Below are 22,488 nucleotides of genomic sequence, written 5' to 3'. Positions count from 1 at the left end.
ATGAGATTGCGAGCGTTCATGAGAAGTTTCGCTGCAATAAATGCCGTGCAATTGAAAGTTGCGCAGGGGATTGCAAAAAAAGCAAACTGCCAGTGCGGGTTTTAATGATTGATAATTAATATATTTGTGGCGTTTCGTGTGCGGGATTACAAAATAATCTTTTAAATAAATATTGTCAGACAACCGATAACTGTGATAACTCTGTAGGTATTCGTTCGACACTAGACAGATGAACAACCTAATTATGAAAGCGATTTTCCAAGTGATTAACCTAGTCCTAATTAGCGTGGTGGTGATTATTATCCCACCGTGCGGGGCTGCACTTGGACGAATAAAGGCATAAAAATCAAGCCTTAATCTCAAGAAAACCCCCGCACCGAAAGGTTCGGGGGTTTTTTTATTGGTACGTTAAACGACGTGAGGAACATAAAATGCACAACAGAATAAAATGCTGCTCCTTGCGGGAAAGGTCGGGGAAATAACTATGAATGGTGCTCAGTGGGTAGTTCAAGCGTTGCGTGCGCAGGGAGTTAGTACGGTATTCGGCTACCCAGGTGGTGCGATCATGCCCGTCTACGATGCTTTGTATGATGGTGGTGTCGAGCATCTGCTCTGTCGCCACGAACAAGGCGCTGCCATTGCTGCGATTGGCTATGCGCGGGCAACCGGTAAAGTCGGGGTATGTATTGCCACGTCCGGCCCCGGAGCCACCAATCTGATCACTGGTTTGGCTGATGCTTTACTTGATTCTGTACCGGTTATCGCCATCACCGGTCAGGTCGGCTCCGCGTTAATCGGCACTGATGCTTTTCAGGAAATTGATGTCTTGGGTCTCTCTCTGGCCTGTACCAAACACAGTTTTCTGGTCGAATCATTAGATGCACTGCCGGGTATCATGGCAGAAGCCTTTGCTATCGCTACCAGCGGTCGCCCTGGGCCGGTATTAATCGATATTCCAAAAGATATTCAGTTGGCTGTGGGAGAATTGACCCCGCACTTGATGCCCGTTGAAGAGCATCTGGTGGATTCCGCCGCCGAGTTGCAGCAAGCCAAAGAGATGCTGGCAACCGCGCAAAAACCGATGTTGTATGTCGGTGGCGGGGTTGGTATGGCGCAGGCCGTTCCGGCGTTACGCAAGTTTATCGAGGTGACCGGTATTCCTGCGGTGGCTACCTTGAAAGGTTTGGGCGCACCGGATACGGATCACCCGTTTTACCTGGGAATGCTGGGGATGCATGGCACTAAAGCCGCCAACTTTGCGGTGCAGGATTGTGATTTATTGATAGCCGTTGGCGCACGGTTTGATGACCGCGTAACCGGTAAGCTGAATACATTTGCCGCGAAAGCCAAAGTTATCCATATGGATATCGATCCGGCTGAATTGAGTAAATTGCGTCAGGCGCATGTCGCGTTGCAGGGGGATTTGAATGTATTGCTGCCTGCGTTGCAGCAGCCACTGAATATCCAGCCGTGGCGTGATGAGGTTATGGCATTAAAACAACAGCATCGCTGGCGTTATGATCACCCCGGTCAGGCAATTTATGCTCCGTTATTACTCAAGCAGATTTCCGAACGTAAAGCGCCGCAGACCATAGTGACTACCGATGTCGGTCAACATCAGATGTGGACGGCGCAGCATATGAGTTTTACCCGCCCTGAGAACTTCATCACCTCTAGCGGTTTGGGCACCATGGGTTTTGGCGTCCCCGCTGCTGTTGGCGCGCAAATGGCCCGCCCGAATGACATGGTTATCTGCGTTTCTGGTGATGGCTCGTTTATGATGAATGTTCAGGAGCTGGGCACGATAAAACGAAAACAGTTACCGCTGAAAATCGTTTTATTGGATAACCAGCGATTGGGTATGGTTCGGCAGTGGCAGCAACTGTTTTTTGATGGACGTTATAGCGAAACCAATCTTTCTGATAACCCCGATTTTATCACACTGGCCAGTGCTTTTAACATCCCCGGCCAACGTATTACCCGTAAAGACCAAGTCGATGCCGCCCTGGATGCGCTGTTTAACAGCAAAGGCCCTTATCTGCTCCAGGTTTCCATCGATGAACTCGAAAATGTTTGGCCGTTAGTGCCGCCAGGCGCAGGCAATGAAACCATGCTGGAGAAAATCTCATGATGCCAAATCAACCCTCTATCCAACATCAAATCTCTATCCAAGCCCGCTTCCGCCCTGAGATGTTAGAGCGTGTTTTGCGGGTTGTGCGGCACCGCGGTTTTCAGGTTTGTGCTATGAATATGTCGCCAATGATTGACTACGAAAATGTTAATATTGAATTGACCGTTGCCAGCGGGCGACCTGTCGATTTACTGTCTTCTCAGCTGAGTAAGCTTATGGATGTCGCCTGCGTCGAGATCTTACAACCTAATTCATTACAGATACGCGCCTGATGCGCCACAAGGAAAGAAAAGAATGACGAAGAAAGCTGATTTTATTTGGTTTAACGGTGAAATGGTTCCGTGGGCAGAGGCGAAAGTTCATGTGATGTCTCACGCGTTACACTACGGCACGTCAGTCTTCGAAGGTGTGCGTTGCTACGACTCCCACAAAGGGCCGGTCGTTTTCCGCCATCGCGAACATATGCAGCGTTTACACGACTCCGCTAAAATTTACCGTATGCCAGTTTCTCAGTCCGTTGATGAGCTGATGGAAGCTTGCCGCGCAACGCTGCGCAAAAACAATCTGACCAGCGCTTATATCCGCCCGCTAGTGTTTATCGGTGATGTCGGTATGGGTGTGAACCCGCCAGATGGCTATAAAACTGACGTGATTATCGCGGCGTTCCCGTGGGGGGCTTATCTGGGGGCTGAAGCACTGGAGCAAGGTATTGATGCGATGGTTTCTTCATGGAACCGTGTGGCACCCAACACCATTCCAACAGCGGCTAAAGCCGGTGGTAACTATCTCTCTTCCTTGCTGGTGGGCAGTGAAGCACGCCGTCACGGTTATCAGGAAGGGATTGCACTGGATATTCATGGTTTCTTGTCTGAAGGGGCCGGTGAGAACCTGTTCGAAGTCAAAGATGGCATTCTGTTCACGCCGCCGTTTACCTCTTCTGCTTTGCCGGGTATTACCCGCGATGCAATTATTAAACTGGCGAAAGATATGGGCCTGGAAGTGCGTGAGCAGGTGCTATCGCGTGAATCTCTCTATTTGGCCGATGAAGTGTTTATGTCCGGTACTGCGGCAGAAATTACCCCGGTACGCAGCGTTGATGGCATTCAGGTGGGTATTGGTAAACGTGGCCCAGTCACGACCAAAATTCAACAAGCGTTCTTTGGCTTGTTCACCGGTGCAACTGAAGATAAGTACGGTTGGTTGGACCCAATCAATCAATAATAAATAAAAACTGACAGACAGAATCAGCAGGTGGTTCGTTCGCCACCTGCAACACAGAATACATTGGAGTGAAGAGACAATGCCTAAGTACCGTTCCCATACCACCACTCATGGCCGCAATATGGCTGGTGCCCGCGCGTTGTGGCGCGCAACCGGTATGACCGATGATGACTTCGGCAAACCGATTATTGCAGTAGTTAACTCATTTACCCAGTTTGTTCCGGGCCACGTTCATTTGCGCGATTTAGGCAAGCTGGTTGCAGAGCAAATTGAAGCCTCTGGCGGTGTGGCGAAAGAGTTCAACACTATTGCGGTGGATGATGGGATCGCGATGGGCCACGGCGGTATGCTCTATTCACTGCCTTCGCGTGAATTAATTGCCGACTCGGTTGAGTACATGGTTAATGCCCATTGCGCGGATGCGATGGTCTGTATCTCTAACTGCGACAAAATTACCCCAGGGATGTTGATGGCGTCTCTGCGCCTGAATATTCCGGTTATCTTTGTGTCCGGCGGCCCGATGGAGGCCGGTAAAACCAAATTATCCGATAAAATCATCAAGCTGGATTTGGTTGATGCCATGATTCAGGGTGCAAATCCTAATGTCAGCGATGCCGACAGTGATCAGATTGAACGTTCTGCCTGCCCAACCTGCGGTTCCTGTTCCGGGATGTTTACTGCCAACTCGATGAACTGCCTGAATGAAGCGCTGGGACTGGCGTTGCCGGGTAACGGTTCACTGTTGGCGACCCATGCTGACCGTAAGCAACTGTTCCTCGATGCCGGTAAGCATATTGTGGCGTTGACCAAACGTTATTACGAACAGGATGATGTCAGCGCCTTGCCGCGCAGCATTGCCAACAAAGCCGCATTTGAAAACGCCATGACGCTGGATATTGCGATGGGCGGCTCGACTAACACGGTGTTGCACTTACTGGCTGCGGCGCAAGAAGGTGATATTGATTTCGATATTAGCGATATCGACCGTTTATCGCGTCAGGTGCCTCATTTGTGCAAAGTGGCACCGAGCACGCAGAAATACCATATGGAAGACGTGCACCGCGCGGGTGGCGTGATGGGGATTTTAGGCGAACTGGACAGGGCCGACTTGCTTAACCGCGAAGTGCGCAACGTGTTGGGGCTGAATCTGACACAAACGCTGGCAGCCTATGATGTGATGCTGACCCGCGATGAAGGCGTCAAGCAGATGTATGCCGCAGGTCCGGCGGGTATTCGTACCACTAAAGCCTTCTCGCAGGATTGCCGTTTTCCATCGCTGGATACTGACCGTGAAGAGGGGTGTATCCGCACTCGCGAACATGCTTATAGTCAAGACGGCGGCTTAGCCGTGCTGTACGGCAATATTGCTGCAAATGGTTGCATCGTTAAAACGGCAGGTGTGGACAAAGAGAGCCTGACCTTCCGTGGCCCGGCAAAAGTCTATGAGAGCCAAGATGATGCAGTAGCCGCGATTCTTGGTGGCCAAGTGGTGGCGGGCGACGTGGTGGTTATTCGTTACGAAGGGCCGAAAGGCGGGCCGGGGATGCAGGAAATGCTCTATCCAACCACCTATTTAAAATCGATGGGATTGGGCAAGAGCTGTGCCTTGCTGACTGATGGCCGTTTCTCCGGCGGAACGTCTGGGTTGTCGATTGGCCATGTCTCGCCGGAAGCGGCCAGTGGTGGTCTGATTGGCTTGGTACAAGATGGCGATTTTATCGATATCGATATTCCAAATCGCGGCATTGTATTGGATGTGAGTGAGTCTGAGTTGACTGCCCGCCGTGATGCAGAAGAGGCTCGTGGCGATGCTGCCTGGTCGCCTAAAGCTCGCGAACGTCAGGTCTCTTATGCGCTACGTGCTTATGCTTTACTGGCAACCAGTGCCGATAAAGGTGCGGTGCGCGACAAAAGTAAGCTGGGAGGCTAATTCTCATGGCGGTATCACAACCCTTATCTGCTGCCCCTTGTGGGGCCGAATATCTGCGGGCGATATTACGCGCGCCGGTATATGAGGTGGCGCAAGTCACCCCGCTGCAAGTGATGGAAAAAATTTCCGCCCGCTTGGGTAACACCATTTTGGTGAAACGTGAAGACCGGCAGCCGGTGCACAGTTTTAAACTGCGTGGCGCTTACGCGATGCTGGCTGGCCTGACAGAAGAGCAGAAAGCCTGTGGCGTGATTACCGCTTCTGCCGGTAACCATGCGCAGGGGGTGGCGCTCTCCGCCAGCAAGTTGAGGATCAAGGCGCTGATCGTGATGCCGGTGGCAACCGCTGACATCAAAGTGGACGCGGTGCGCGGTTTTGGCGGTGAGGTGCTGTTGTTCGGTGCCAATTTCGACGAAGCCAAAGGCAAAGCTATCGAATTGTCTCAGTTGCATGGTTACACCTTTGTGCCGCCATTCGACCATCCGGCCGTTATCGCCGGGCAGGGGACGCTGGCGATGGAGCTTCTTCAGCAAGACGCGCATCTTGACCGGGTGTTTGTTCCGGTCGGTGGCGGCGGGCTGGTGGCCGGTGTGGCGGTACTGATTAAACAGCTAATGCCGCAGATTAAAGTGATTGGGGTTGAAGCCGAGGATTCAGCGTGCTTACGTGCCGCATTGGATGCAGGGCAACCCGTCGATCTGGCCCGTGTTGGGCTGTTCGCTGAAGGTGTTGCGGTTAAGCGTATTGGTGACGAGCCGTTCCGCCTGTGTCAGGAGTATCTGGACGAGGTGATCACCGTCGACAGTGACGCTATCTGTGCGGCAGTCAAAGACTTATTTGAAGATGTACGCGCTATTGCTGAGCCATCAGGTGCTTTGGCGCTGGCGGGGCTGAAAAAATATGTCCAGCAGCATAATATCAAGGGCGAACGTCTGGCCCATGTGCTTTCGGGTGCTAACGTCAACTTCCACGGATTACGTTATGTATCAGAGCGTTGCGAGTTAGGCGAGCAGCGCGAAGCCTTGCTGGCCGTGACTATCCCTGAGCAAAAAGGCAGCTTCCTGCGATTTTGTGAATTACTGGGGGGCCGCTCGGTCACCGAGTTTAACTACCGATATGCTGATGCCGATAATGCCTGTATTTTCGTTGGGGTGCGTTTAACGCGCGGTTATGCTGAACGGGCGGAGATCCTGTCCGAGCTACAGGATAAAGGTTATCAGGTGGTAGATTTATCTGATGATGAAATGGCCAAGCTGCATGTGCGTTATATGGTGGGTGGGCGTCCTTCCAAGCCGCTGCGTGAGCGCTTATTCAGTTTTGAATTCCCAGAATCACCGGGCGCATTGCTGAAATTCCTGCACACTTTGGGCACGCATTGGAATATCTCTTTGTTCCATTATCGCAGCCACGGCACTGATTTTGGTCGGGTGCTGGCAGGGTTTGAGTTATCGGATTCTGAACCGCAATTTGAACAGCATCTGACCGCCTTGGGTTACGATTGTCATGATGAAACTAACAATCCGGCGTTTAAATTCTTCTTAGCGGGCTAAGCCTTAGACCGTGATATGGCTGTAAATACATATTATTGTCGACAAAAACTCAGAGTGAAGCTCTCTGAGTTTTTTATTGGTAATTTAATTATATTTATCTTCTTATATACTCTCAAAAATAAGTATTATAAATAAAATGCTGTGTTATTGCAGCGTAATATAATTATCGACATTGTTAATACTGATGAATGATGTCGTAGTTAATATTGCGTGATTGAATGATTTAATTTTTATTGAATCATCCAAACTTAAAATAATACAGTGGAGTTTATCTATGAGTGAGTTATTAGTACAGCCTCGAGCCTCTATACCTGCTGGCTTGTCATACTTTTATTGGGATGATATTTATCATAATACTACCGGAAGCATCTTTCAGACCCATGCTGATGATACGCCTTTTAGCGGTGAAACAAGATGTTTCACTCAAAAAGTCACTCAGGCAACTAAAGAGAATAAAGATTCGGGATATTACACTCGTTTTAGTAAAATGCAAAAGACAGTCGATCTGGACTCCATTTCTGCGAGTGATTCTGCCGGTAATATAATTTACTTTATCTCTGTGAACAAAAATAATACTAAAGTAGTTAGCTACTTCAGATATGGCTTAGACAACAAGTTAATCGAAAGCCAGTCGTTTAGATATTCGGGGGATAGATTTACTGGGCGCACAAAGTCTACCTACAACCCTCTCGGTCAGAAAACAGAGAAAGAGCAATTTAATATTCGTGACAAGTTAATAAAGTCTGAAAGTTTCAGCTATAAAGCCGATGGCTCCGTAATAGATGAAAAGATCTACAACCTAAATGGAGACATTAATTCAAGAACTAAATTACATTATGACTTCAGCGGCCGTGTTATTAAAAGTGATGAATGTAATTCAGACGGTAGCCTTATTGAAAGAACGGTATTTGAGTATAAGAGTAGAGGGCAGGGGCTGTGTAGAAAATTGATTTTCAATAGTAACCGTGATTTAACGAGTAAAGAGGAGTTTGGTTACCATAAAAATGGTGAGTTATCCTGGTCTGGTAAAATAAACTACAATAGCAAGAATGCCAAAGATGTTGAATCACGTCATTACTCTAATGGTAAAGTGAGTAAAATAATCAATGATGAGTATTCATTTGGCGGTAATCTTCGTCAACGCATTGAGAAAGAATACGATGTTACCAATAGTAAACTAATTAAGAAGACAGAATTAAATTATTCTATGGATGGAATACTAAAGAAAAGTACAGAGCAATATATTCATGCTAATGGCAAAGGGAGTAAACGTATTACTCAGTATTATAAAGATGGTATCAATTTAACGCGTAAGATTGAACTGAATTTCTCTACTATGGGTAAGATAACTGGAAAGATTGTAGAAGTATTTGATTCTACTGGTGAGATCACTAAAAAGGTCGTAGATGAGTTTGATACTAATGGTAATATGATTCGCACGATTGAAGAAAATAATGAAATAAGTTACGAAACAAAATATAGGCCGATTGATAAAAATATTACGAATAACTCGCTTAGTGATACCCGCCAGTTGGCCGATTCAATCAGCAGTTTCCCTACTCAAGAGAAAACACCAGCCCCTGAGGAAACTATTATTAGTGCTACTCTGGGGAAGAGAAGTCTTATCCCTGTTATGAATTATGTTTCACCTCATTAGCAGATGCCCTCTTTGCTAAGAGATATTCATTATGGAAACTATAATAGTCTCCAAAATGCGTCAATAAGCGGTTCATTGAGCCGCTTTTTCTGCACGCAAACTCCCAGCTCAAATGGCTCGACCAGCGAAACATCATCTAACAGAGAAATGCGATTACGCACCGGTTCCGGGCTGTTATCTACCACCACCGATGGAATAAGCGCCACCCCACACCCTAGTGCCACCATCGAGACAATGGCCTCATGGCCGGAAACAGTAGCATAAATCAATGGGTTACTGATGCGCTGGCGGCGGAACCATAAATCAATGCGTTTTCGCGATGGGCCGTGCTCGGGCAAAATAAATGGAATAGTGGCCCAATCGGGTTGTTCAATTGATACCTGTGAGCGCACTGCACAAGGCAGTGCGGGAGCAATCAAAACCAGCGGTATCTCGCCAATTTGAGTAAAGGACACGGTGGTCGGTAGCACTTCAGGGCGGCCAGCGATACCCAGATCAGCTTCATTAGATTGCACTTTATCGACTGCATCGGCGGCATCACCGGTGGTCAACTTGATTTCAACCAACGGATGGCGCGCCCGAAAGCGGTCGAGAATCGGCGGCAAATGGCTGTAGGCGGCGGTCACCGAACAAAATAGCCGTAGCTCACCACTCAGCGATGGCCCATGTTGGCCCAAGGCATGGCGCAATTGCTGATATTGCAGCAATGTTTGCTGAGCGAAGGCTTTCAATTGAGTACCGGCATCCGTCAACTGTACTGTGCGATTATCGCGTAAAAACAGCGGTTGGCCGATAGTCTCTTCCAGACGCTGGATTTGGCGCGATAGGGTGGATGGACTCACATGCATCGCTTTGGCGGTGCGACCAAAATGGCGGCTTTCAGCCAAATGTAGAAACAACTTCAGGTCACGTAAATCCATAACAGAGTGCCTCTGGGGTGAGAAGATGCAGTGTATTGTTCGAAAAATAGCCCACATTGCAGAATCTGCAATATCACATTGTTAATATATCAATTTCAGCAATGAGTTTCCTGTCATATAGTGAGTTCAAGGCAATCCCCGACACCGACAGGGGATGTGAGAAAACAGCAACACACAATAGCTATTAACAAACACAATATTCGTCACGCAAACACATTATTCGCTGGCAGTAACTAGAATAAATAGCTGCACCCATAAAACAGAACCCGAACGGAGTAATATCATGGCTAACTATTTCAACACCTTGAACCTGCGTCAGCAGTTGGCGCAATTAGGTCAGTGTCGCTTTATGACCCGCGACGAATTCGCCGATGAAGCAAGCTACCTGAAAGGGAAAAAAGTGGTGATCGTCGGCTGTGGCGCACAAGGCTTGAACCAAGGCTTGAACATGCGTGACTCCGGTCTGGATGTGGCTTACGCCCTGCGTAAAGAGGCCATTGCCGAGAAGCGAGCTTCATGGCGTAAAGCAACTGAAAACGGTTTTAAAGTAGGTACTTACGAAGAGTTGATCCCGCAAGCAGATTTGGTGGTTAACCTGACGCCAGACAAACAGCATTCCGCCGTCGTTAAGGCTGTTCAGCCACTGATGAAAGAGGGCGCGGCACTGGGTTATTCCCACGGTTTCAATATCGTAGAAGTGGGTGAACAAGTGCGCAAAGACATCACCGTGGTGATGGTTGCGCCAAAATGCCCTGGCACGGAAGTGCGTGAAGAGTATAAACGTGGTTTTGGTGTGCCGACATTGATCGCCGTTCACCCGGAAAACGACCCTAAAGGCGAAGGCATGGCGATTGCCAAGGCGTGGGCAGCAGCAACGGGTGGCCACCGTGCCGGTGTATTGGAATCTTCTTTCGTTGCGGAAGTTAAATCAGACCTGATGGGCGAGCAGACTATTCTGTGTGGTATGTTGCAGGCCGGTTCACTGCTGTGTTTCGATAAACTGGTTTCTGAAGGTACTGACGCCGCTTACGCTGAGAAACTGGTTCAATTCGGTTGGGAAACCATCACCGAAGCGCTGAAACAAGGCGGGATTACGCTGATGATGGATCGCCTGTCTAACCCAGCTAAACTGCGGGCTTATGCGTTATCTGAGCAACTGAAAGCGATTATGGCTCCGTTGTTCCAAAAACATATGGATGACATCATCTCCGGCGCTTTCTCCAGTGGCATGATGGCAGACTGGGCGGAAGACGACGTTAAACTGTTGAACTGGCGCGAAGAAACCGGCAGAACAGCATTTGAGAACGCGCCCCAGTTTGAAGGCAAAATCTCTGAACAAGAATATTTCGACCACGGCGTATTGATGATTGCTATGGTCAAAGCGGGCGTTGAACTGGCATTCGAAACGATGGTTGATTCAGGTATCATTGAAGAATCTGCTTATTACGAATCCTTGCATGAACTGCCATTAATCGCCAATACCATTGCCCGTAAGCGCCTGTATGAAATGAATGTGGTTATCTCTGATACCGCAGAATATGGTAACTATCTATTCGCCAATGCAGCAGTGCCATTGCTGAAAGGTAAGTTTATGGATTCTCTGCAAGCGGGCGATTTAGGCAAAAGTGTTGCCGGAACAGCGGTAGATAATGCCCAACTGCGCGATGTAAACGAAGCTATTCGTAATCATCCAATTGAAGCTGTAGGCCATAAGCTGCGTGGCTATATGACCGATATGAAACGTATCGCGGTTGCCGGCTAATAACCGACTGTAGTGTGTTATTTGATATTAAGCCTCCCAGTAACGGGGGGCTTTTTTATTTCAGATTAACTGCGTTTCGGTCAGGGGGATATTTCGTAAATTAATGCTATCACGGCCCGATAAACTCTTGCAAAGTGCTAATCGTGGTTAAACACCTCACCAATAATGTCTGCTTTTTGATTTTCTGAATTACAAAATAATTTTGTTGATAATAAATAGGCCTCGCTAATTAGTGAGGCCTTTTTGTTTTATGAAATTACTCTGTCTGATATTAATCTCATCATGAGAAGGATTTTAAATATAAAATGAGATAAGTAATGAGTGATATTCAAACTACTCTGGCCCGATGGGGTATTTGGGCCAGAGAGAGTTCCCATCTTAATTATCCGCATATTGCCAATGGGTTTAAGGGGTTGGTGGCAGGAGGCAAGGTTGCTGCTTCTTGCTGTGATAATGACGGATTAGCGCTTGATAATATCATTGGTAATTTACAACGAACTTCAAGAGAAAAAGAGCTGGAGCTTATTGTGCGCGGTCAGTCAACGTCTTCACTTGCCCGGATGGCAATAGAAGCTACCTTTGCAGCAGAGCGATAGCGAGCAGTAGAAACAGTGGACCCCAGTTGTGGCGTGCTTGCCCAAATTGAAGTCGAAGCCGTCATTCGTAACGGTGTTTATACTTTTACCACCGACACTCTGCCGCCACGTACTTTCACCTTTACCCCGGCACGGTTATCAGTTCGGCCATGCCGCAGCCTGCCAGTACACCCGTTTTCCCGCAGCATACCGGCACTGATATCAAGATTCTGGCGACGAGGGGAACGCTGACTTTCCTTGCCCATGAGGAGGTGAGTTTCCACGATTACATCATCTGGTTCCCAGCAGAGTCGGGGCTGGAGCCGGTGTATGTTTATTTTAAAAGCCCACGGGATGAGCCGGGTGAGGTAACAGGTCAGGGCGAATGGATTTTTGGAATTTGGCTGGCGAAAGCAGGTAGAGGGCAGGGAGCTGCCATTTCTGCACAGATTGCGGATAAATTACGTGGCATGAAATTCAGTAGTTTTGATAGATTCAGGGAAGCGTTTTGGCGTGCGGTGGCGAATGATCCTGAGCTGTCTGAGCTGTCTGAGCTGTCTGGGCAGTTTAGCTTACGTAACATTACGTTTCTTAAACGAGGTTATGCACCATATCCTCAGGGGGAAAAGTCAGGTAGGTGGAAGGACTAAATTTGAGCTTCATCATGTCGTCCCAATTAAAGACGGCGGAGAAGTTTACGATATGGACAATCTACGTATAGTAACACCTAAGTTACATATTAAAATCCATTCATATAAAGGAAGAGAGTAAAATTGACGTAAAAATAAGCTGGAAGATTATACTGAGGCTGAGTTTTTAGCATTCGCTTGTAAAATATGTAATGTTGATTATGAAACTGAAGTCGAAGCCGATGACGCTGTGCGCGAATTTGTTCGGTTATCAGAACATCCAGATGGTACTGATATAATTTTTTACCCTAATTCTAATCAGGAAGATACTCCAGAAGGGCTTGTTAAAGAAATAAAAAATGGCGAGCCGAAAATGGTAAGCCGGGGTTTAAGGAATAAATAATATTGAGAGTAATAATATAGACCGCCTTTCTGGACGGTCGATTTTGATGAATTTTTTACTTCAGCTCGTAACTAAAAGGTTTACGGTTACCTAAATCATCAATTAAAACAAAATTGACGATTTTACTGCCTGGGACTGGTGAGCTGTTTAGCAGAAAGTCGAGCTTTGAATAGGGGGCAACCATATCCGGTAGCCCTTCAGCGGAACCGAATGTTAAAGACGCTAACGACGCATAATAAGGGGTCGGATTATTAACCTTAACCAAGGTGGTGTCGCCGCTACGTTCAAGCGTGAAAGCTAACGCTGTACCAAGAGTATTTCCCGGTGCTGGTAGGTTTTTAGGCCGGTAAAAAACTTTATATTGCAGCCGTAAGCCCAGCGTAACGAAAGATTCATCTTCGGCTTTAGGTGCCGCTTTAGGTGGGATCTCGTAAACATTGAGCCAAAATGCAGATTCCCGATCCACCGGTAATTTACTGGCACCCGACAAAATTAATCGTAGGCTGCGTTGTGCCTGTGGTTGTAATCGAAACAGTGGAGGTAACACTAATACGGCAGAAATCGCTTTCTCCGGTGTTGCCATCAAGTCGCCGTCGTCCACCCAAACCTGTACCGCCACCGGATAGCTATTGCTATTAACCAGTTGCAGTGATTCTTCAGTGTTGCCTTCACTGAAGATAACGCGTGTTTTTTCCGCAATCACACTTGCCTGCGCCGGTACACTACAGGCCATCATTAGCCAAAGCAGCAAGCCACTAAACTTGCGACTTTCACGTTTGAAAAAGCGATTATTGGACACGTATAACCACTTGCGCATGTGCATTCACTGCTCCTGGCGTCACGGTTTGCCCGCTGATTTTGCTTAACTCAGCCCGAAAGTTCTCAGTGTAACTGTTCCCGCCACTCACCGTACCGGTTAACTGCTGTGCGCCCTGGAAGATACCATACCAGCCACCGCTATTTCCGGTTTGAGTCACATTCTTTGATAGCAGATAAATCGGGTTATTGTTGCGGTAGATACGTATCCCCACGCCACTTGCCATACCCGCGGTGCCATAATTATCTGATACCAAATGGCTAATACCACCACTGCCGTTCATTAATCCCAAAGCCTGCGCTTTGGCCGCATTCGCTGCCGGCACCAGAAAGCCCATTGCTACAGCGCCTGCATTAACGCCGGAGGTGATACCGGTCTGGCATTGGAAATCCACATTAAACTCAGCCGAACTGGTATTGCCGTTATTGAGTTCTGCGACAGAAATCCTGGGTAATATGACGGTTGGCGTAAAGTTGGTTACCGCGCAAATTGTAGTGCGACGAAAAGTCACATAATTGTACAACCCGATAGAGGCAGGCCAGGTCGAATACCAACCGGGCCAGTTTGATACCGAGTCAGTTCCTTCAATCGGGCCACTAACACCCGGCCCCTTAAAGGCGATATAGGCATTTGGCTGAGTGTAAGCATAGGTATAAGATGCGGCATTGTTGGTGCTGGAACGGGCATAATCGATACGGAATAGCTCGGTATATAGGTTACTAAAGTTCTTAGCTTTGACCAAAATACGGCCAGTGCTGTCGGTATCCAACCCGGTTAAGCGTCGGCCTTTCCAGAGGCGTGAGTAATATTCACCCGTGGACAGGTTAGTCAGCCTGATAACCACATTACGGACATAAGTCGCAAAGCCGGAGGGTACATTGCCTGCAATCGCACCATCTTCATTCTTGCCGCCAAAATCGTTATCCCCGTTAGTGGCATACATCTCGAAAAGCTGATCGACGTCGGCTGCGGCACAGCGGAACAGTACCCGATCAGGGTCATAACCGGTATTCAGTGCAAAGGTGGTAAAGTCAGATGTCGCAGCGGCTAATAATGTGCCGTCGGGTTGAAAATTGGCCGCAGTACTAAGGTCAATAACACCCGGTAAGCCGAGTGATCCATTATTGTTATCCAGGGAGCCGGCCCACGTACCTGCCGTACCATCACCTGCACCTAGCTGATTCTGTGCTGTAATTCGAGTGCAAGCTGACCATGCTGATGGGCTAAATAGCCCAATAAGTAATATCATGCTTACCACCGTGCGCGCGCGGTGGTAACGGCAAGACTTGGTTAGCCGTGAGGTGTCGTAAGATATGAGTTGTTCTGTTGGTCTTAACATTATTGTTCTCATAATTGTTAACGGCGGCAACTGCCTGTGATATGGATGATCTCTTGCTCAGTATCCTGGCTACCCAAAGCATAAGGTAATTCACACTGTTCGTTGCTGTTTTCACCCCAGCGAACATGGAGCGAACCTTTGTCCTCTTTCACGCGTACGTAGATCTGATTCCCTTGGCCTACCATGCCGACAATTTCATTTTCACTGGTATACACATCTGCGCCCAGTGGTAATCCTTCACCTTCGGCGGTCTGGGTTTGGATTAATACCGCGTAGCCGGTCAAGGTTTCGAATTTCACTTTCACCGCGGCTCCGGCATAAGGGACGACGCGCCCCTGATTCTCTTTCAACTCCGTGTTGCGATTAATGCCTTTGGTATCCAAGCCAACCGTATTGTAATTATAAGGTGTTAATGCCGGTATTAGGGCAAAACCGTTACTATCAATTCTCGCGCCTTGCGCATTTCGTACTGTCGCACCTTGAGCGCCATCCGCTTCAATTAAACCAAAGGTTTCGCCGAGATATGGCCCGAGGGTCACGCCTTTTCGATGTATTACTGCCGCTCCGCGAGCGCCAGCACCATATTGGGTATAATTATTGCCACGAGAATAGCTGCCATTGACAGTCGCATTAGGGAATTGTTTTTGTATATTTGCCCCCCAATTATTTGAGCTGCCACTGATATTGCTGTCGTCATAGCCAGCATTCACAGAATAGTTCAACGTATTACGTTCACCGGCAGTACCGGATAATGACGTCTGATAGTTATTGCCACTTTTCGGGTTACGGTTGGCAGACATTGATAAATATTGATTCCTACTGCCAATATTCAGAGGAATAGACACAGTTAATGATGCAATGTTTTCAGTATCGCCATAGCGTGTTGTTGTCTCATTAGCATCCTCATCCTCCCAACTAAACTGGGTAGATGTATAAATAGTACGCTGGCGGCTGATTGCTACGTTATAACTGATATCCCGGTAGCTATTTGAATAATTTAGCTGTAACTGTGTATCTCTCTGCGTATCGTTATAATAATCACTGGTCGATGCGGAAGCTGCGAGTTGCCCATAACCACCCAAAGTTTGGTTTATTGTGGTGGTGAATTGGCTACGTTGTTTATAGGTCGATGAATCCCAGGTACCGCCATTTTGTTGCACTGAACGCACACCGAAAACATCATTTAAATCGCGATATCCTTTGGTTGAATAGCGATATCCGGCTAATGATAATGTCGTCCCAGTGTCACTAAATGTCTGGCTATAGGTGGCTTGTAGCCGCCAGCCATCTTGTGTTTGGTCATCTTCAACTTTGGCATAAGAATAGGTGGCATTAAGGCCAAACGCACCAACTGTCGTACCCAATACACCACCGGCGAGTAATGCCGTATAGTCTTGCGCTAAACGAAGGCCACTATTAGCCGTTAACTGATTGGTAAGGCCACGCTCATAGGTGAAATCAGTGAAATAGGTATCAATATTAGTGAAATCACGAGATTCCCCGACCACGGCATTATAACGGCTCACTCCTGGGCGCATTGAATCCGGCACGGCACTGAATGGCACAGTAAATGTCGAACGGCTACCATTTGCCTCAATAACCTCAATATTGAGGTCACCCTGGCTGGTGGTGCTATATAAATCATTAATAACAAATGGGCCAGGAGCAACGTTAGTTTCATATATTTCACGCCCATTCTGGCTAATAACAACTCTGGCATTGGTGCTGGCAACACCACGCACTTCAGGCGCAAAACCGCGCATTGACTCTGGCCACATACGTTGGTCGGTTGCCATTTTAACGCCACGAAATGACATAGTGCCAAATAGGGTACTGTCGGTAAACGTTTCGCCCAGCGTTAATTGACTATCTAATTGTGGGATAGGGCGCTGTATATAAGTGCGGATATTATTCCATTGGGTATCACTGTTATTACTATTACTGGTATAACGCACGTTTGATTGTTGGCGTAGTTGCCATAACCCAAGATTAAGGCCGCTTTTTAGGCCAATAAAGCCGTAGTCAGAGGTGCTATTTTGTTGCGACTGAGTGTCGCTACGATAAAAGTTGGAACTGTAGTTAATAAACGCGAGTTTTTCACCTTCCTGCCATTCACTCTGCTCGATATAGCCCCTGGGCCGGTTTTGCAGCAAAGCTTGTGGAATTGCCAGTTCTAAGCGCAGTTTTGCCTGATCAAAATGAAAAGATGCCCCTTTTACCCGCTCAGCCAATGGCCCGCATTGTTCTGTAGATGTCGCGGCAGCAGAATCTGAGACTGGCTCTGTCTCTTGGAGGCTGGGTTCGTTGGTGTCGGTACTGTTCTTGTCAATCAGTTCAATACCCATTGACGTTAAGAACTCATCGCTCAGGCAGGGGTAAACTTCGGATGAATCCGCATTCTTAACAAATTTAATGGCCGTGCGTTTAAACTGTTTGTTATTAACTAAGACATCTACGCCCTCGTAATTGCCAGCGGTAACCGAATTCTCTTTATTAAGCTGATTCAAACCTGAGGCAAAATTTGTCCCTAAAAAGAGAGACTCATCAAATTCGAGGCTTTGTGGTTCTTCTTGAGCCAGAACAACGTCAACATGTAATATTAAGGTAATACATAATGTTAATGCTTTCTTACGGGCAGAGAATTCTTTTTTGGCAACGACGCGTGCGAACTCCATAGATCTTCCTTTACCGGAAAGTTACTACTAAACACGGCATATTTATCAATTTTAAAGTTGCAGATGTGTTGGCTGTACTTAATAAATAGAATCACTTAATGATATCAGTGGTTCTAGCTCAATGAGAGCCTCATCTCTGCGAGGTAGCATAAATGCTTTAAAATCGGATTCTGTCCGATTTGCCTCTCATTTGCCGTGTTCCTGCATATTGAAATCTATGGGGTATAACTGCCGCTATCTTGTCCACCGAAATCATTCACTATCAGGAAATTAACAACAGCTTTAAAAGGTGCAGATGAGTTTGGAATAACCCACTTGGCTTGAGACATCGGAGGGATCATCTCTGATTTCATTTTAAGTTTTTTACCTGCCCCAACGACTTCCCCACTGGCGATGGTGGCATAGAAACCTGTCGGATTATTTCCCGTAATAACAACATCTTTACCTTGTTGGCGCACACTAAAAGTCAGTGCGTTGGATACCTGGTCAATACGACCAGTAATGCTTTCGGGCCGATAAAATATCTTAATGCGATTACGCATCAGCACTAACATTTTATTATTTTTCTCTGCTTTATTGACGGGAGGTACCTGTAAAAAATTAAGGTAGAACACAGACTCTCTATCAGTTGGCAGGCCGCTACCGGTATATTTCAGCCGCAATGTTTGCCCCGCATTTGCTTCAATACGAAAGAATGGAGGGGTGACAATAAAGGGCGCTTTACCCGTCTCTGGCGTTGATTGGGCATCGCCACTGTCTAGCCAGACCTGAACAGCATTAGGGAAGTTATCTTTATTGGTCAATTGCACACTGTGCTCTTTTTCCCCCGCCGAATATATAATACGACTGCCGTTCATGACCACGCTGGCTTTGGCAGAAGATATACCCATAAAAATTAATAAAGTGATTAACAGATAACGAGAACTGTAGCTTTGTATATTAAGCATGATGGGTATGTCCTCTAAAGGAAACTGGCCGAATGGTTCTTTTTGTCGGTACTTGACGCTGCGGGCTATGAAGGTCATCCGACTCACTTACTGCTAAGTTTATCGAGTTCTGACAACTTTGCCTGATTGCAGCGTCAATTAATTAGAGTATATCTACTCTGGGAGGGTAGATATTACAGATAAGAAACTGCGTATTGTACAGAGGCAATCACAGAACCAGGAGTTGCTATTCCGGTTGAGTAATATTGAACCGCAAAATCATGCTCTGCTGTTGTTTCGCCTGCTTTTAACACTATACCATCTTGTGGCAAGCCGCTATTCAAATCGATGCCGGCTATTGTTGTTGCGTCTTTCAGTAACTGAAGTTCAACGTTCGTGGCAGTGCCCGTATTTTTTAAGTTACCGGAAGTTGTTACCTGACTACCAACGAAAACTGTTTTTATATCAAGATCATCAGGGCCTATTGTGCAGCCAGATACGCCCAGCGTAAAGGTGGTTTTACCTGCTGTTTTGCCTGAGGTATTCAATTCGCCACTCGATACTGTTGGCAGCAATACCATTGGGTTTGCATTAAGTCCGTTGACAGTTACAGAGCAAGTTTGTGCTGTGACTTCCCCTTGGAAAGTAATCGTATTATTACTGGCTGCCAGTGCAGCAGTCGTGGACGCAGAGAATAACGCTATAGCCAAAGTGATCTTATTCATTTAAAACTCCAATATAATAATTAGAAATCAGCCAAATACTCAGTCATATTGAAATACGACTGAATATTTAGTTTAATTAATATGAAGTGGGGTAATGACTATATGTGCGAATGTTATTCGATTATACTTGTCAGCTTTCCACATGTTCTTTAATTAAGTCATTTAATGGTGTCTATTTTTCCACATCCATTACTTGATGCTGAGAGAATATAGAACTCTGTCTTAACTTTACATAGGATAAACTAACTGATTTGTGTAGGATAATTCCTACGAAAAATAATACCGCAGCAAAACTAATTTAAGCCATTGTTTTATTTATAATTTAAATTAACGTTAGAATTGCTAATGAGATCTTTCTTGTTGTTTTTTTTTGAAATACTCGTTTTAGTTAATATTTTCTGATGCCTGGAGTAAGAATTATCTAATGTTATTTTCGGGTGTATTATTCGTTTTAGTGAAATGTGAAGATATAGAAATAACTGTTACAATAGTGTTTATACTATTGTAACTGAAAGCATTAATCTGATGTGGATAACATAAAATGATAACCGATAGGCATAATACTAAATTATTTGCGCCGCCTAAAGGTGGCGCACGACTGATTTAGTTACGGTATAACACTTTAATAATGTGGTAACCGAACTGGGTTTTTACCGGGCCATAAGGTTGCAGCAATTCGCAACTGAACACAGCTTTATCAAATGCTGGAACCATATCCCCTTTATTGAATTCGCCCAGATCACCACCGTTACGTTTTGACGGGCAGTTAGAGAACTTTTTCGCTAACTCTTGGAAATTTGCACCGTTATTCAACTGTGCCAGAATATCGTTTGCCTGCTTTTCATCATCAACCAGAATGTGCAGCGCAGAAGCTTTGTTTGCCATAGTCACGATTACCACCCGTTGATAGGGTCTATTAGGGTTATTTGAACGAAGGTTATTTTCAAGGTGGCCTTGAAGCGCGTCAGTGTAGCGTATTTTGGTGGCAATGAGTGCCACTCTTGTTAGAGTTTTACAAATCAAAAGCGCAGGCAGTTTTTTTTCACTGGCGGCTTTCTGCTACAATCCTGTTCCCCTCGTCCACCCACAGAGTTTCCGAGTGCCATGCAATTAAATCCCAGCCAACAACAAGCCGTCGAATTTGTCACCGGACCCTGCCTGGTGTTGGCCGGTGCAGGATCGGGTAAAACCAGAGTCATTACAAACAAGATTGCCCATCTGATCCGCCAGTGTGGTTATCAGCCTAAACATATCGCAGCGGTCACCTTTACCAACAAAGCGGCGCGCGAGATGAAAGAGCGTGTGGCTCAAACACTCGGTCGCAAAGAGGCCAGGGGCTTGATGATTGCCACTTTCCATACTTTGGGGCTGGAAATCATCAAAAAAGAGTACAAAGCGCTGGGGATGAAATCGAACTTCTCCCTGTTTGATGCGCAGGATCAACTGGGCTTATTGAAAGATTTGACCCACAAGTGGTTGGAAGACGATAAAACGTTACTGCAACAGTTAATATCCCAGATCTCCAATTGGAAGAATGATCTGCTCGATCCGGCGAGTGCTGCGGCACAGGTACGATCTGAGCGCGATAAGCTATTCGCCCATTGCTACGGTTTATACGATGCTCATCTGAAAGCCTGTAACGTGCTGGATTTTGACGATTTGATCTCGCTACCGACGCTGTTGCTGCAAAAAAACCTCGAAGTGCGTGAGCGTTGGCAGAATCGCTTGCGTTACTTGCTGGTGGATGAATACCAAGATACCAATACCAGCCAATATCATATGGTTAAGTTGTTGGTGGGCAGCCGGGCGCGCTTTACCGTGGTGGGTGATGATGACCAATCCATCTATTCATGGCGCGGTGCGCGTCCACAGAACCTGGTTTTATTGAATGAAGATTTCCCACAGTTACAAGTGATCAAGCTGGAGCAGAATTACCGCTCATCTGGCCGAATCCTGAAAGCGGCCAATATCCTGATCGCCAATAACCCGCATGTTTTCGAAAAGAAACTGTTTTCAGCGCTGGAATATGGCGATGAGTTGAAAGTTATTACCGCCAATAATGAAGATCATGAAGCGGAAAGGGTGGTTGGCGAGCTGATCGCGCATCACTTTGTCAAAAAGACTCAATACGGCGATTATGCCATTTTGTATCGTGGTAACCATCAGTCAAGGTTGTTCGAAAAGCTGCTGATGCAAAACCGCATCCCTTATCGTATCTCTGGTGGTGATTCGTTCTTCTCGCGGCCAGAAATCAAAGACTTACTGGCTTATTTGCGGGTGTTGACCAATCAGGAAGATGACAGCGCATTCTTACGTATTGTGAATACGCCAAAACGTGAGATTGGTTCAGCAACGATCCAAAAACTGGGTGAATGGGCTAATGTGCGTAATAAAAGCCTGTTTCGAGCCAGTTTTGATTTAGGGTTGGGCGAACATCTCAAAGGCCGTGGTCTGGAGTCGTTACAGCGCTTTACCCATTGGATGGACGGTATTATTCGGTTAGTGGAACGTGAACCAGTGGCTGCGGTACGGGATTTGATCCACGGTATCGATTATGAAAGCTGGTTGTTCGAAACCTCTCCCAGCCCGAAAGCCGCTGAAATGCGCATGAAGAACGTGAATCTATTATTCAGTTGGATGACCGAGATGTTGGAAGGGTCTGAGCTGAATGAACCGATGACACTGATTCAAGTGGTTACGCGTTTTACCCTGCGCGATATGATGGATCGGGGAGAAAGTGACGAGGAGTTAGATCAAGTGCAACTTATGACGCTGCACGCCTCGAAAGGGCTGGAATTCCCTTATGTTTTCTTAGTCGGAATGGAAGAGGGGTTGTTGCCGCACCAAAGTAGCATTGATGAAGATAATGTGGATGAAGAACGGCGTTTGGCTTATGTGGGTATTACCCGCGCTCAACGTGAGTTATTTTTCACTTTATGCAAAGAGCGGCGGCAATACGGCGAGCTGATTCGGCCAGAACCCAGCCGTTTCCTGATGGAACTGCCGCAGGATGATCTTAATTGGGAAAACGAGCGCAAAGCGGTCAGCCCGGAAGAGCGGATGCAAAAAGGCCAGAGTCATCTGGCCAATATTCGTGCCCAGCTAGCGAATGCAAAGAAACAGTAACGGGCAGCGAAGTTAATGCAGCCGTCGCCGGTATCAAAGACGTTATTTGCATCATATGTTTGGTGGATCAATTCGTTGGCAACCACATTATGATTTTCCAGA

Annotated in this window: 18 protein-coding genes and 2 pseudogenes; 13 read left to right on the top strand and 7 right to left on the bottom strand. The window is 46.8% G+C overall.

The features are described from left to right. Window positions 1-244: 244 nt before the first annotated feature. The 7 genes from ilvL (at window position 245) to AT01_RS11420 (ending at window position 8,489) form a co-directional block, all read left to right on the top strand. Complete coding sequence (gene ilvL, locus AT01_RS20810) at window positions 245-343, top strand: ilv operon leader peptide (RefSeq protein ID WP_071777720.1); 99 nt, start codon at window positions 245-247, stop codon at window positions 341-343. Between the two features lie 141 nt (window positions 344-484). Further along, a complete protein-coding gene (ilvG, locus tag AT01_RS11445) occupies window positions 485-2,131 on the top strand; it encodes an acetolactate synthase 2 catalytic subunit (protein WP_042547240.1) in 1,647 nt (548 codons plus the stop codon). Then, complete coding sequence (gene ilvM / locus AT01_RS11440) at window positions 2,131-2,403, top strand: acetolactate synthase 2 small subunit (protein ID WP_042548600.1); 273 nt, start codon at window positions 2,131-2,133, stop codon at window positions 2,401-2,403. The genes ilvG and ilvM overlap by 1 nt, the downstream gene beginning before the upstream one ends. Before the next feature lie 22 nt (window positions 2,404-2,425). Continuing rightward, window positions 2,426-3,352 (top strand): branched-chain amino acid transaminase, encoded by a 927-nt coding sequence (locus AT01_RS11435; protein ID WP_042547239.1) that lies wholly within the window; start codon window positions 2,426-2,428, stop codon window positions 3,350-3,352. A gap of 79 nt (window positions 3,353-3,431) precedes the next feature. Beyond that, the gene (ilvD, locus tag AT01_RS11430; protein ID WP_042547238.1) at window positions 3,432-5,282 is read left to right on the top strand and encodes a dihydroxy-acid dehydratase; all 1,851 of its coding nucleotides are present in this window, start codon (window positions 3,432-3,434) and stop codon (window positions 5,280-5,282) included. Between the two features lie 5 nt (window positions 5,283-5,287). After that, the gene (gene ilvA, locus AT01_RS11425) at window positions 5,288-6,832 is read left to right on the top strand and encodes a threonine ammonia-lyase, biosynthetic (RefSeq protein WP_042547237.1); all 1,545 of its coding nucleotides are present in this window, start codon (window positions 5,288-5,290) and stop codon (window positions 6,830-6,832) included. A 274-nt stretch (window positions 6,833-7,106) separates the two neighbouring features. Next, window positions 7,107-8,489 (top strand): hypothetical protein, encoded by a 1,383-nt coding sequence (locus tag AT01_RS11420; RefSeq protein WP_042547236.1) that lies wholly within the window; start codon window positions 7,107-7,109, stop codon window positions 8,487-8,489. A 38-nt stretch (window positions 8,490-8,527) separates the two neighbouring features. On the opposite strand, the gene ilvY is transcribed toward AT01_RS11420, so the two are convergent. Further along, entirely contained in the window at window positions 8,528-9,409 is an 882-nt protein-coding gene (gene ilvY / locus AT01_RS11415) for an HTH-type transcriptional activator IlvY (RefSeq protein WP_042547235.1), read from the bottom strand. Window positions 9,410-9,692: 283 nt separating this feature from the next. On the opposite strand from ilvY, the gene ilvC reads away from it, so the two are divergent. The 5 genes and pseudogenes from ilvC to AT01_RS20795 all read left to right on the top strand — a co-directional run bounded on the left by ilvC (window position 9,693) and on the right by AT01_RS20795 (window position 12,774). Then, window positions 9,693-11,171: a ketol-acid reductoisomerase gene (gene ilvC / locus AT01_RS11410; RefSeq protein ID WP_042547234.1), complete on the top strand. Its 1,479-nt coding sequence runs from the start codon at window positions 9,693-9,695 to the stop codon at window positions 11,169-11,171. Window positions 11,172-11,488: 317 nt separating this feature from the next. Further along, a pseudogene (locus tag AT01_RS11405) lies at window positions 11,489-11,734 on the top strand (antiterminator Q family protein); the annotation flags it as partial. A gap of 182 nt (window positions 11,735-11,916) precedes the next feature. Then, window positions 11,917-12,396, top strand: a complete 480-nt coding sequence (locus tag AT01_RS21320; RefSeq protein WP_042547233.1) for an S-type pyocin domain-containing protein — start codon at window positions 11,917-11,919, stop codon at window positions 12,394-12,396. Continuing rightward, a complete protein-coding gene (locus AT01_RS22490; protein WP_327212956.1) occupies window positions 12,350-12,517 on the top strand; it encodes an HNH endonuclease signature motif containing protein in 168 nt (55 codons plus the stop codon). The genes AT01_RS21320 and AT01_RS22490 overlap by 47 nt, the downstream gene beginning before the upstream one ends. An 18-nt stretch (window positions 12,518-12,535) precedes the next feature. Next, window positions 12,536-12,774: pseudogene (locus AT01_RS20795) on the top strand (bacteriocin immunity protein). Between the two features lie 59 nt (window positions 12,775-12,833). Here AT01_RS20795 and AT01_RS11395 read toward each other — a convergent pair. From AT01_RS11395 to ppiC, 6 genes are all read right to left on the bottom strand, one after another. Next, window positions 12,834-13,601, bottom strand: a complete 768-nt coding sequence (locus AT01_RS11395) for a fimbrial biogenesis chaperone (protein WP_042547232.1) — start codon at window positions 13,599-13,601, stop codon at window positions 12,834-12,836. Beyond that, the gene (gene stbD / locus AT01_RS11390) at window positions 13,567-14,844 is read right to left on the bottom strand and encodes a fimbrial usher protein StbD (RefSeq protein ID WP_042547231.1); all 1,278 of its coding nucleotides are present in this window, start codon (window positions 14,842-14,844) and stop codon (window positions 13,567-13,569) included. Before stbD ends, AT01_RS11395 begins: the two co-directional genes overlap by 35 nt. 107 nt (window positions 14,845-14,951) lie before the next feature. Next, complete coding sequence (locus tag AT01_RS11385; RefSeq protein ID WP_042547230.1) at window positions 14,952-17,609, bottom strand: fimbria/pilus outer membrane usher protein; 2,658 nt, start codon at window positions 17,607-17,609, stop codon at window positions 14,952-14,954. 215 nt (window positions 17,610-17,824) lie between these two features. Beyond that, the gene (locus AT01_RS11380; RefSeq protein WP_042547229.1) at window positions 17,825-18,556 is read right to left on the bottom strand and encodes a fimbrial biogenesis chaperone; all 732 of its coding nucleotides are present in this window, start codon (window positions 18,554-18,556) and stop codon (window positions 17,825-17,827) included. A 173-nt stretch (window positions 18,557-18,729) separates the two neighbouring features. Then, window positions 18,730-19,260, bottom strand: a complete 531-nt coding sequence (locus AT01_RS11375; RefSeq protein ID WP_042547228.1) for a fimbrial protein — start codon at window positions 19,258-19,260, stop codon at window positions 18,730-18,732. A gap of 603 nt (window positions 19,261-19,863) precedes the next feature. Continuing rightward, complete coding sequence (gene ppiC, locus AT01_RS11370; protein WP_004704164.1) at window positions 19,864-20,145, bottom strand: peptidylprolyl isomerase PpiC; 282 nt, start codon at window positions 20,143-20,145, stop codon at window positions 19,864-19,866. 219 nt (window positions 20,146-20,364) lie between these two features. On the opposite strand from ppiC, the gene rep reads away from it, so the two are divergent. Beyond that, window positions 20,365-22,386: a DNA helicase Rep gene (rep, locus tag AT01_RS11365; protein WP_004704163.1), complete on the top strand. Its 2,022-nt coding sequence runs from the start codon at window positions 20,365-20,367 to the stop codon at window positions 22,384-22,386. Window positions 22,387-22,488 lie beyond the last annotated feature (102 nt).

It is taken from the genome of Yersinia aldovae 670-83 (assembly GCF_000834395.1).
Lineage (GTDB): Bacteria > Pseudomonadota > Gammaproteobacteria > Enterobacterales > Enterobacteriaceae > Yersinia > Yersinia aldovae.
This window is presented reverse-complemented; position numbering and strand designations above follow the sequence as displayed.